Here is a 12,330-nt window from a genome sequence, read left to right on the forward strand (position 1 = left end):
CGTTACTCACCCGTCCGCCACTAAATCCCTAAGGATTCCGTTCGACTTGCATGTGTTAAGCATACCGCCAGCGTTCATCCTGAGCCAGGATCAAACTCTCCGTTTTGTTGTGTCACGAGTTTGTAGCTCTACAATTTCTTAACTTCCAGACTCTCTTTATCTCTTTCAAGAATCTCTCAGTTGATTTTTTTATGACGAGGTATTATCGTTTTTACTCTTTCAAAGTATTATTTTTTCTCGGTTCAGTTGTTTGGGCGCTTGCCCTCACTCAATCAATATAGCAATCTCTCTTCTTTCTTGTCAAGGGGTTCAATAAACTTTTTTTTGGACTTCTATATATAGATTAGATAGATGAAGACACAAGCCTTGTCTGGTAAGGGATAATATCATTCATAGGGGGATACACATCTCCCCCATAACCCATAATCGTTAACAATCACCATATATCTCAGAAAAATAGGTTTATGTCTCAATATGGGAAGCCAAGCCCAGATTTTTCAGGATTATTACCTCTAAATCTGCCATAACCCAAAGTCAGCTTCTGTTTTACTCTAATTTCCATAGATACAGCAGATTGCAGGTAAATGAAGTACAAAATTTTAATCAAATAATCAAGTATCAAGCGGTTTTACTCCTGACTCCTGCTCTATGTGAAAAACCACCACCTCTGTTATGAGACGTTTTTTTGAAAATTTAGGCGGTGTCAGAGATGAAAAAATTTTAGGGCGCTGTAGCTGAGAAATCTGGGTTTAGTATTTCCCTAACTACATCTTTTCATTTCTTATGTTTCCAAATTTGCCAAAATAGATCTGTAGGCTAGAATAACTACGCTTCCAGCATAGCTGTGTTGGGTAGAGTAAGGAGTAAAGGTCTGCTGGTTAGAAACAAGTAACAGGAAGGGAGTATGGACAGCAACAACTGGTTGCAACAAATAATGATGCTGGGTATTGGCACAACCTCTTTGGTAGCAGACAAACTCAAGGAAGTAAGCGAGGAACTGGTGAAGGATGGTAAGTTAAATCCTGAGCAAGCCAAATCGGTAATGGATGACATTGTAGAGCAATTAAAGTCAGAGCAAGGTAACTGGGACGTGCAAATGCAAAGACAAATGCGAAACATGATGCAAGATTTGGGGGTGGCTCGTCAGTCAGAGGTAGATGAATTGCGAGGGAGAATAGACCGTTTAGAGCGTCAAGTACGAGACTTGGAAAATAAGCTTTGGCGTTAAGAAGCCCGTTTCTGATTTAAACTGATTTTTGTGCTGTTGGTAATCTGATTACCAAACTACCTATATAGGGAGTGCTAATTTTGAAAGGAATTTTACTCAGCGTCATGTTTATGCTGGTATGTGTTGGAGCTTTGATATTAGCGCAAGTTGGCGATTCTAAAAATAGTGCTACTGCGTCTCAACTAACTCAAACTCTACCAGCATCTACTACTGTAATGGAAGAAAACAATAATCTCATAGCGAGCAATACTATGTCGGAAGCGAATGTCGTAGCTACCCCCTCTGGACTGAAGTATGTTGAGTTAGCAAAGGGGAAAGAAGAGGGAGCGACTCCTCAAAAAGGACAAACGGTTGTGGTTCATTATGTTGGTACGTTAGAAAATGGTAAGCAGTTTGATAGTTCACGCGATCGCGGACAACCCTTCGAGTTTAAAATTGGTATCGGACAGGTAATCAAAGGCTGGGACGAAGGACTGAGTACGATGAAAGTAGGCGATCGCCGTCAGCTAATCATCCCTCCAGAGTTAGGTTATGGTGCGCGGGGCGCTGGTGGAGTTATTCCACCTAATGCTACTTTGCTTTTTGATGTTGAATTACTGGAGATTAAGTAATCACTGGGGACTGGGAACTGGTAAAAACTTTTTCCCAATTCCCAATTAATAATTATTTGGTCGAGCTAGGTTTTTAAACTTTGTAAACTGCGGATCAAATAGAAGTTTAACCGTACCTGTTGGTCCGTTACGGTGTTTAGCCACTATTACTTCTGCTATTCCCCGATCTGGTGTATCTGGTGAATAATACTCATCACGGTATAGCATGATTACTAAATCTGCGTCCTGTTCAATTGAATTGTGAACAATGATATTATTAGCTACAAAATTATGCAAATGAGAAACTGTTAAGTCAAATACTTCTTCTTCTCCATCAGGTATGATTGCCACAATTTCATCCCAATATACATCACTGTTGGCAAGGGCAAGTAACTCACTTGATTCAACAATATTCGCAACTTTGAATGCTCTTTCTCGACTTAAATTTGCCTGGTAAAGTGTAGAACCACAATATGATTGTCCAAGGCGCGATTGTATTTCTCGTGTTGTCATACCAAGAGTTTGCATTGCAGGTACAACTTGTGTTTTCCAAACCGCTTTGGGGATTACATCTCTGTTAGGGTTATGACTACAATTTTCGAGGTGTTCAGAGATTTCTTGTAATGATGCTCGTTTGTACTCTCCTACTGCACCAACTTTTTGAATAAATAACTCAAGATCAATTTTGCCTGTAATTGTGACATGATACTGATTTCTGCCTTTACCAAGCTGAGGAATCATTTTCAGTCTTGCATTAATGCCCAATCTTAATAAAAGTGTCTGAACATCAAACGCTAGTCTTTCACTGCTACTTGCATAATATGCAATAGGTCTTGGTTTTTTGCCAGCAAGCAACTTTATAGAACCATCTGTACACCACAGATGCCGCAGAAAGCAAGCCATTAACTCTTGGGGCTGTGAAAACAAGTCTTGAGGCACAAACTTTTCGTAAGACCTTAAACCAAAAACTCCAAGAGAGTCTAGCCATTTGGCTATTGGATTTCTAACACTATGAGTTAAGGGTTGTGCTGCTGGTAAATAAACCTGATACCAACCACGTTCAGGTGAAATTCTGGGAACAATTGTATCTCCAAACAATTCTCTTGCCAAGAAACTAACATTCTCAGCTAAATCTAACTCTCTAGTGGTGTACTGTATGACATGACGTGGCAATGTACAACCATCACCTATTAAATGTCCTAATAATGCAACCTCAGCATAAGTCATGGTTTGTTTACCAGAAATAGGTAGATGTCTTGGTAAACATAGATGTTGTTTAGGACTTAACTCATCAAGTCTTTTCCAACCATTAATTGTAAGGAATTTGTGATTACCTGTCGCTCTAATTTTTCTTCCTAATCGAGTTTTCAAGGTAAATACTGGTTTCACACCTGTAGAAAAGGCATTGCTGACAATTGCCCTTTCTAACTTCATTGTGTTTTCATTCAGTCCCCAAACTGCAAAACCAGATTTACATACTAATTCTTTAATTGGGACTTGTAATCCGTTATCTGCCAATGTGACTAGACTATCACCTGTTAAACAACCCGATTCACGTAAATCAGATAACATCGGGCGTTTGTTGGTGCGAGATTCCACGCCTCGGCTTAACTGAGATAGGGCTATAATTGGTACAGATAATTCACGGGCTAAACCTTTGAGCGATCGCGTAATTCTTGATAATTCCTGAACCCGATTATCACCGCCTCCTTCCATTAATTGCAAGTAATCAATCACAATTAATCCCAATTGCATATTTTGTTCGGCTTGAAGTCGTCGCGCTTGACTTCGCATTTGCGTAACTGTGATATTGGCGGTGTCGTCAATAAAAATTGGCATATCGGAAAGATTACCAATTGCACGACTTAAAGGTTCCCACTGAGTTTGACTGATGCGTCCGCTGCGTAAATAACTAGTTTCAATTCCTGCTTCACTGGCTAATAGTCGCTGTACTAGTTGTTCTTTGGACATTTCTAAACTAAAAACAGCGACTGGTAATTTGTAACCAGCGGCGATATTGTGCGCTAAGTTCAGGCAAAATGCGGTTTTCCCCATTGATGGCCTACCAGCAACGATAATTAAATCAGAGCGCTGGAAACCTGTGGTCATAGCATCTAAATCATAAAAACCGCAGGGGATACCTGGTAAAGCGATGCCTTCATGCCGCTTTTCTACTTCTTGAAAGGTATTAATCAGGGTATCAGAAATGTGAACTAAACCTGATTGGGGTTTTTCTTGAGTAACGCCAAAAACTTTCTGTTCTGCTTGATCAAGAACGATGGGTAATTCGGTTTCTGTCTCAAAACCAAGATGGACAATTTCATTACCAGCTTTAATTAATTGCCGTCGCAGGTATTTTTCAACGACTAATCCTGCCAATGCATCAATGTTAACGGCTGAAACTGTGCGATCTACTAAAGTTGCTAATTTATTTCTACCACCGATGAGTGTAAGCTTGTCGTTATCAGTTAGCCAACTGGTAAGGGAAAGTAAGTCTGTGGGTTTACCTTGAGCATGAAGACGCAGCGCTGCTTGATATATTTCTCTGTGAGCGCTAATGTAAAAAGCTTCGGGAACGAGGCGATCGCTAACTCGAGTAATTGCTTCCTGATCTAGTAGAATTCCCCCCAAAATCGCTTCTTCTGCTTCGATGTTTTGGGGTGGGAGGCGATTACTAGCATCACTTTGAAAATTTAATTCTTCAGCCATAAGCGATTTTAGATTGTTCGGCAGGGTTTAACAATACACCCTTGTAATCCAAAATCTACGGTGGAGGCTTTTGAGGCTATCTTAATTCCTACTAAATTCCTCGCCTCAACCGCAAAAAAGGATAACCACAGATGACTCATCTGTGGTGACAAAGCAAGCAGTAATTAGCTAGGAACTACTTCAATGTCAATTTGTACTGTTACTTCAGAATGTAGCTTAATTTCAGCTTTGTAAGTACCCAAGTGATTAATATCAGGAATCGTGATACCACGCCGATCTAATTCTTGACCAGTAGCCGCTTGAATTGCTTCGGCGATATCTTGGGTTGTAACTGTACCAAAGATAGCTTCGTTTTCACCAACTTGCTTGGCAATTTTCAAGCTACCAACTTTTTCTATAGCTGCTTTTTGCTCTTCTGCTTGCGCTCTCAGTTCTAATTGCAACTGACGTTCTTTTTCGCGGCGGCGTTCTACTTGTTTGAGAATACCAGGGGTGGCATGAGTTGCCAATTTTTGGGGAATCAGATAATTACGAGCATAGCCGGGAGCTACGTCAACTAAGTCGCCGGATTTTCCCAGCTTGGTAATATCTTGATTTAAAACTAACTGCACACGTTTCGCCATCTTCTTGCGTTTTTCCTGTAAAATATGATTAATTTGGGTGTTAGTAGGATAGCTCACATGAGTGTAGCTTGACCCCAAGCGACTTTGCCAAAACCCCAAAGCTTACAGATCGTAGCGAAATGCAGGGGGCGATCGCAATACTAAAAAGCCAAAAACATTAAAAACCTGTTGGCATCAAAGAATTCTAGCAGGAAATTACGGTGGTTTGCGAACAAATTATTCTTCACTGCTGACTAATTACTAAAATTTATCTTTCATTCCGCGAATACGCGCAAAGGTTTGAATTGGCTCATTGCTGTTTGCCGCTAATTGCAATGATGGTTGATCCCAACGCAAAAAGGGATTGGTAAGCTTTTCGATTTCTAGTAGTGAGGGAATTGTAGCTTCTTGGCGATCGCGCATAGCCTTAACTTGATCGTAACGTTTTTGTAAATCGCTGTTATCGCTATCAACGGTAAGAGCAAATCGCAAATTGCTTAAGGTGTATTCGTGGGCGCACCAAACACGAGTATTATCAGGTAAAGCTCGAAGTTTACTTAAGGATTCTACCATTTGGGCTGGTGTCCCTTCAAACAAGCGACCACAACCGCCAGCAAACAGAGTGTCACCGCAGAATAATTCCCCTGTTTCCAGGGCTGTTACTGGTGGGAAGTAGTAAGCGATATGAGCGCGGGTATGTCCGGGAACAAAAAATACTTCAGCAGTGCGATCGCTAAATTGTACGCGATCTCCTTGCTCCAAAAATACCTGCTGTCCAGGAATCCTTCCCCGATCCTCAACTCCACCATAAACTACTAATTGGGGGAATTTTTGCATTAACTGCTGATTAGCACCCACATGATCATGATGATGGTGTGTGTTGAAAATTGCTACCAACTCAGCTTTCAGTTGTGCTAGTTGCTGTAAAACAGGTTCAGCCTCTGCCGGATCAACAACCGCAGCAATATTTTGCAGTGAATCGTGTAGCAAAAATATATAGTTGTCAGAAAGTGCCTCAAGACGGATTACTTGCATTTCTTTGTCCTCTATTCAGTAAACTTTAGTATTAAATATAACTCACTACCCTGATCTTACATAACTTCACACAAAATTGCCAATAATTACCGTTACTTTAAATACAAATAAAAAAATGCCTGGTACAATAATATAAAATCATACCTTCTTGGTTATGCAATACTACCCAGGATAGTATCTATATACTTACCAATGTTAACCTAGATTGCAACTTTATATATATGCGAACTATTTAACACAATTAATATTTAACAGAGATAAACCTTTTAATTGGAGTAATTCCAATATGGTCGAACAACTCCAGCTTAACTCAATCACCTTTTTTCAAGGCTGGCTTTTTTGTGATGGGTGGTTCATAGAAGATATTTTCCATATTAGCAAGGCTAAAGATAAAATACTTACTTATTTACAACCATTAGCAAAATATCAAGCAAATAGAGTAGTGCTAATTTCCAATATTTGCAACCAAATTGACATCATTATAGGAGTAAATATTCGTCCAGAAGACTGCCAGAATTATCAACATGGTAAATATTTTTATAAAACTGTTAGTTGCGAGGAATGATAATTATAAAGAGGATATTTTCGATTATAAATAAATTAAAAATTTTGCACTGAGAGGAGAGAATACAAAAATTGAAAATTTCTATAGTTGTCAGTGATTTATCGAGTTCTGGAGCAGGAAGATGGGGAGGCGGATCTGTTCGTTCTTTTCTGTTAGCACAAGCCTTGCAAAAACTTAATCATCAAGTCGAAATATTAGGATTTATCTTTGGACAAGAAGCAGCCGTAATTCCTAAATCAGAAATTATGGTTACTTACTTTCAGGGCTATAACTACCCAAAATTCCTGAAATCAGCTTCTCAGCTTTTGAAAAAACTTGATGGGGATATTATTTATGCTATGAGGCCAAAACCGACAACTTTTGGTTTAGCATTACTGCAAAAATTAAAAACTAATCAACCTATAGTTTTAGATATAGACGACTGGGAATTAAGTTGGTATGGTGGTGAAAAATGGCAATATAGTGTATCCCCAAAGCAGCTTTATCGGGACATTTTTAAACCGGATGGGGCTTTGAGACAGCCAGATAATCCGTTTTATTTAAAAATGATGGAAGGAATGACTCACAAAGCAAACGCTATTACAATTCATACTAAATTTTTACAAGAGCGATTTGGGGGCGTATATTTACCAAATGGAAAAGATACGGAACTTTTTAATCCCAATCACCATGATCCAGAAAAAAGTAGAGTTGACTATGGACTATCAGGGTATAGAATTTTAATGTTTCCTGGCGCACCTAGACCATATAAAGGTGTAGAAGACGTGTTAATGGCACTCGAACTTCTTAATGAACCAGATTTAAAACTCGTGATTGTAGGTGGAAGCCCTTATGATGACTATGATGCTCAACTCTCAGAAAAATGGGGACGTTGGATTATAAAACTACCAAAATATCCAGCTACAGAAATGCCTAAAATTGTGGCAGCAGCCCACGTAATCATTGTTCCACAAAGAAATACAACCGCAGCTTTAGCTCAATTTCCCCTCAAGTTAACAGATGGAATGGCAATGGCTAAACCCGTATTAGCAACACGTGTAGGAGATATTCCCGAAATTTTAGATGAAACTGGTTATTTAGTTGATCCTGAATCGCCTGCACAAATTGCAGAACAGATTAAATTGATATTTGAGGATTTAGATGCAGCTAACCAACGTGCGCTCAAAGCAAGAGACAGATGTGTCGCCAAATATAGTATCGATTCTATGTCTTCTGTACTTGAGTCAGTCATCGCTAATTTGTAAATAGAGATGAGAAATAATTAATAAAGGAATTAAGAACTAGATTATCTTTGTTAAAAATAACTGTATTTTTCATATAATCACACCCAATGTCTACCAGAAAACTACTACTAAGATTTGCCAAACCTTATCCAAGGTTAATTGTATTAACAATATTATTAGGATTTTCTGGAGCTTTATTTAATGGTATTAGCACAGCGCTAATTGTGCCAGTAATTTTAAGAATAGTAGGACAAGAAGTAGACTTTCAAGGCGCTCCCGGTATTCTTAAAGCAATCATGAATCCGTTTAACAATGTGCCAGAAAATTACCAAATTGGATTCATGGCAGGGGCGATAATAGGCACAATTGCTTTAAAGAATTTAGCTTCCTATACTAGTTCGTTGACATCAAGTTCTTTGAACCGGAGGATCACTTCGGATATGCGAGAAGCTGGACTCAGTATATTAATAAATGTCGATATTGATTATTATACTAAAACTAAAGTAGGCGATTTAATTAATCGCTTAGGCGGAGAAATGGGTCGTGCTTCTACTGCCATAGGTAATACAATCAGGTTAACTACCCTATCAATTACTATTTTAGTTTTCGTTGGTTTATTGTTGTCAATTTCTTGGCAACTAACAATTGCCGCAACGGCTTTAATGTCGGTAGTAACCTTGCTTAATCAACATCTCATTTCTCGTTCTAAAAAGTTTGGTAAACAACTTAGTGAGATGTCCAAAGCATATTCAATCGCCATACTAGAAACTCTGAGCGGAATTAGGTTAGTTAAATCAACAGGTAATGAAACTAGAGAATATAACCGCATTAAAAATTTAATTAGAACTCGTGAAAAAGCAGATTTTCAAGCTCAAATTAATTCAGAAGCAATAGCTCCCCTTAGCGAATTCATGGGAGTCACCTGCTTAGTGATGATTGTTTTTTTAAGTAGGACTTTATTTGCTGATAAAATTACCGCCCTTTCTACCGTACTGCTGACATATTTATTAGTGCTGTTGCGATTGCTACCACTAATTTCTCAATTAAATACACTTCGGAGCAACTTTGCCAGCATTTCTACCAGTGTCACCATAGTTAGTGAATTTTTAAGGCTAGAAAATAAACCGTTTATGGGTAACGGTAAACTTCCCTACAAAACATTACGCCAAGGAATTGAATTTAAATCAATCTCTTTTGCCTATACTAGCAATGAAAAACAGGTACTCAAAGATGTAAATTTATATTTACCTTGTGGCACAACTTTAGCATTGGTAGGCGGTTCTGGGGCTGGGAAATCCACCTTAGCAGACCTTTTGCCAAGATTTTATGATCCTACAAGTGGCTGTATTACCTTTGATGGCATAGATTTGCGAGATTTGGATTTAACCTCTGTGCGAAAGCATATGGGAATAGTTAGTCAAGACACGTTTCTTTTTAATGATTCGGTGCGAAATAACATTGCCTATGCTAAACCAGAAGCAACAGAAGCAGAAATTATCACAGCAACAAAGCGGGCTAATGCCTATGAATTTATTAGCAAGTTACCCCAACAATTTGATACCCTAATAGGCGATCGAGGCGTGATGTTATCAGGTGGGCAAAGGCAAAGATTAGCGATCGCACGGGCATTGGTTCAAGATCCAGAAATTCTAATTTTAGATGAAGCTACTAGTGCCTTAGATACTGTTTCGGAACGCTTGGTACAATCCGCTCTTGATGAACTGAGCCATAATCGCACCACCCTAGTAATTGCTCATCGACTTTCAACAGTCCGCAAAGCTGATCAAATTGCCGTCTTGGAGCAAGGCTCCGTCGTAGAGGTAGGAACTCATGAACAACTACTCAAAAAAGGGGGCTACTATTCACGCCTATACTCTATGCAATTTGCCAGTAAATCTGACACTCCCGAAAAACGGAATCAGAGTTTGCTACGCATATCTTACGAAATTCGCACACAACTAAACTCAATGATTGGGTTGCTAGGTTTGTTACTTGATGATCTGGTAGATGATTCTCAAGAGCGCCAAGAGTTACTTGAACAATCCTACAAATCGGCATGGAGAATCCTCAATACCGTTGATGTTTTCGATGATGTAATTAATCGACAAATCAAGGGAGAATTAGTATCTATTGCCGAACAAAATCACAGCAACATTACTACGTATTATCAAAATTTTAGTCATATGTTTGACGAATTTCGCTCCAGCCTAAATCCTATATTTGCCAGTCTCCGCACACTAGCCGATAACCTGACAGACTCAACCGAAGGACAAAATGAATTACTTACAGAAGCATATGAATCTGCTATTTATCTTCTCGGTAATTTAGAAAAATTTGAAGATAGCATTAAACTTTGAAACTATTAAAGATTCTAAGAAGATATGCGTTTTCCCTGCTTTAACTATTGAATAACTACAACGACAAATAAAAATTATCAATGATGACATGATTAAAACTATAGGTATGATTAGCAGCTATCAAGGTTTGGAATCCAGAGCAGATTGGCTATGGCAACAAACCCCTCATCAATTTGGAGTTTGGGCTAATATCCAAATGCAGGCTCTGTCCCAAAAACCAGATTTTTTGCTGATGTATCAGTTTGACTTTCCTAAACCCTCACCACCACTATCTTTGTTAGAGCGGTTACGAAAAAAGCAGCAAAAGCCAAAATTGAATATTCATGATCTACTACGTGGTGTCAGCAAAGAAAGGATAATTTATTTGTTGCGAGAACCACCTTTAGAGGAAATTGTCGAAATCAACCAGCTTAATTATCAAGAAGCTCAGAATTATTGCGACTATGTTTCTGGACCTGATGATTTTGCTCCTACGCCCGATTATATGCCAGCAATTTGGTATCATTCCAATTCCTTTAAAGATTTGAATGAAATGCCATGTCCACAAAAAGTAGCTACCTGTAGTTGGATTACCTCAGGAATTAATCGCACAGCTAACCATCGTCAGCGTTTAGACTTTTTGCAATCTTTACAATCTAGTGGGCTGCAAGTTGATTTCTATGGACGTGGTTTACAAAAATGGGTAAAAACATCAGGAGAACTTGGTAATAAGTGGTATGGTATGTCACCATATTACTATAATCTAGCAATTGAAAACTATGCCCATAATGATTGGTATGTGAGTGAGAAACTTTGGGATAGTTTACTAGCTTGGTGTTTACCTATTTACTATGGTGGAACAGCGGCAGATAAACTATTACCACCAGGTAGCTTTTTGCGGTTGCCTAGTTTAGACGAAAAAGGTATTGCTTATATTCAAGAAGTAACTTCCACACCTGATGCGTGGTATGCTGCCAAAGATGCAATTGCCGAAGCCAGACAAATTATCTTACACAAACTAAATCTGCTCAATTGGTTATCAAACTTCGTTGCTCAATACTCATAAATATATGAAAGGTATTTGCACCCTTGGCAATGATTATGTTTTCGATCAACTGGTAGCTTTGCTCAATAGTATTGATGTTTTTTTAGGTTCAGAAATTCCAGTTTGTATCTATCCCTTTGATGAACAAATACAGCGGATAACTGAGGAAATAGCCAAACGTCCCAATGTATTTATTTACGATAATCAACAATCAATTCAACGTTGGGATCAATTCATGCTAGAGGCTAGTCCAGCAAGTATGACCCGCAAATACAGAATTTATGGCGGACATCGACGATTTTGTGCCTTTGATGAACCCTTTGATAAATTTGTCTATCTAGATGCTGACACTTTAGTGATGGATTCACTAGATTTAGTGTTTCAAAAACTAGATGAATATGATTGCATAGTCTATGATTTTCAATTTAAACAGCCAGATAAAGTTTATAATATAAGCAATCCTAAATTATTTGAAATTTTCAGTCCAGAGCGGTTAGAAAAAGAAATATTCTGTTCTGGATTTTACGCATCTAAAAAAGGTCTATTTGATGAAAACAGAATAGCAAAACTCATATCTTATCTACGATCGGGTGAAAGAGAAATCCTTTATGCCACAGGTGATCAACCAGTTATTAACTATATGTTTATGAGATCTGGTCTCAGCATTTGTAATTTAGCTCAACACTTACCCAGTCAGCAAGTTACAGGTTGCACCGTCACCTCTAAACATTTTGAAGAAAAAGAGAAAATTTTATATGACAAAGGTAATCGCTTAACCTACCTACATTATATTGGGATTGCCCCTAAGATTAATCAAGCAGTATGTGCAGGTGAAAATATTGAATTTCCCTATCGAGATTTATTTCTCTACTATCGCTACCTGCATGAACCAGACAAACGCCCATCTTTCAAAAATCCTCCTCGTCCTTATGACGCTTCTCCACCAGGTTTACTGACTAGAGCATTACGAAAATTTAAATTACTTAGAGGATAGCTA

The 12,330-nt window shown here is 38.5% G+C and carries 10 protein-coding genes and 1 rRNA gene; 7 read left to right on the plus strand and 4 right to left on the minus strand.

Translation table 11 applies throughout. The annotated features are described in order from the left end of the window. Positions 1–106: ribosomal RNA gene (locus tag H6G68_RS23235) — 16S ribosomal RNA — on the minus strand; the annotation flags it as partial. A 798-nt stretch (positions 107–904) separates the two neighbouring features. Between H6G68_RS23235 and H6G68_RS23240 the strand changes: the two genes are divergently transcribed. Both H6G68_RS23240 and H6G68_RS23245 read left to right on the plus strand, forming a co-directional pair. Further along, positions 905–1,228 (plus strand): phasin family protein, encoded by a 324-nt coding sequence (locus tag H6G68_RS23240; protein ID WP_127052256.1) that lies wholly within the window; start codon positions 905–907, stop codon positions 1,226–1,228. Between the two features lie 80 nt (positions 1,229–1,308). Continuing rightward, positions 1,309–1,839, plus strand: coding sequence for an FKBP-type peptidyl-prolyl cis-trans isomerase (locus H6G68_RS23245; protein ID WP_190908771.1), 531 nt, complete (start codon positions 1,309–1,311; stop codon positions 1,837–1,839). Between the two features lie 45 nt (positions 1,840–1,884). Here H6G68_RS23245 and H6G68_RS23250 read toward each other — a convergent pair whose 3' ends face one another. From H6G68_RS23250 to gloB, 3 genes are all read right to left on the minus strand, one after another. Further along, complete coding sequence (locus H6G68_RS23250; protein ID WP_190908772.1) at positions 1,885–4,527, minus strand: replicative DNA helicase; 2,643 nt, start codon at positions 4,525–4,527, stop codon at positions 1,885–1,887. A 164-nt stretch (positions 4,528–4,691) separates the two neighbouring features. Continuing rightward, positions 4,692–5,150 carry a 50S ribosomal protein L9 gene (rplI, locus tag H6G68_RS23255; RefSeq protein WP_190908773.1) on the minus strand — a complete coding sequence of 153 codons (459 nt, stop codon included), beginning with the start codon at positions 5,148–5,150 and terminating at the stop codon, positions 4,692–4,694. A gap of 240 nt (positions 5,151–5,390) precedes the next feature. Continuing rightward, on the minus strand, positions 5,391–6,164 hold the full coding sequence (gloB, locus tag H6G68_RS23260; protein WP_190908774.1) for a hydroxyacylglutathione hydrolase: 774 nt from the start codon (positions 6,162–6,164) through the stop codon (positions 5,391–5,393). A 286-nt stretch (positions 6,165–6,450) separates the two neighbouring features. On the opposite strand from gloB, the gene H6G68_RS23265 reads away from it, so the two are divergent. From H6G68_RS23265 to H6G68_RS23285, 5 genes are all read left to right on the plus strand, one after another. Next, positions 6,451–6,729, plus strand: coding sequence for a hypothetical protein (locus tag H6G68_RS23265; RefSeq protein WP_190908775.1), 279 nt, complete (start codon positions 6,451–6,453; stop codon positions 6,727–6,729). A 71-nt stretch (positions 6,730–6,800) separates the two neighbouring features. Next, positions 6,801–7,973 (plus strand): glycosyltransferase family 4 protein, encoded by a 1,173-nt coding sequence (locus H6G68_RS23270; RefSeq protein WP_190908776.1) that lies wholly within the window; start codon positions 6,801–6,803, stop codon positions 7,971–7,973. 86 nt (positions 7,974–8,059) lie between these two features. Continuing rightward, positions 8,060–10,309: an ABC transporter ATP-binding protein gene (locus H6G68_RS23275; RefSeq protein ID WP_190908777.1), complete on the plus strand. Its 2,250-nt coding sequence runs from the start codon at positions 8,060–8,062 to the stop codon at positions 10,307–10,309. Between the two features lie 88 nt (positions 10,310–10,397). Further along, positions 10,398–11,354: a glycosyltransferase family 10 domain-containing protein gene (locus tag H6G68_RS23280; protein WP_190908778.1), complete on the plus strand. Its 957-nt coding sequence runs from the start codon at positions 10,398–10,400 to the stop codon at positions 11,352–11,354. 4 nt (positions 11,355–11,358) lie between these two features. Further along, positions 11,359–12,327: an Npun_R2821/Npun_R2822 family protein gene (locus tag H6G68_RS23285; protein ID WP_190908779.1), complete on the plus strand. Its 969-nt coding sequence runs from the start codon at positions 11,359–11,361 to the stop codon at positions 12,325–12,327. The last annotated feature ends 3 nt before the right edge of the window (positions 12,328–12,330 follow it).

It is taken from the genome of Anabaena catenula FACHB-362, assembly GCF_014698735.1.
GTDB classification, from domain to species: domain Bacteria; phylum Cyanobacteriota; class Cyanobacteriia; order Cyanobacteriales; family Nostocaceae; genus Anabaena; species Anabaena variabilis_A.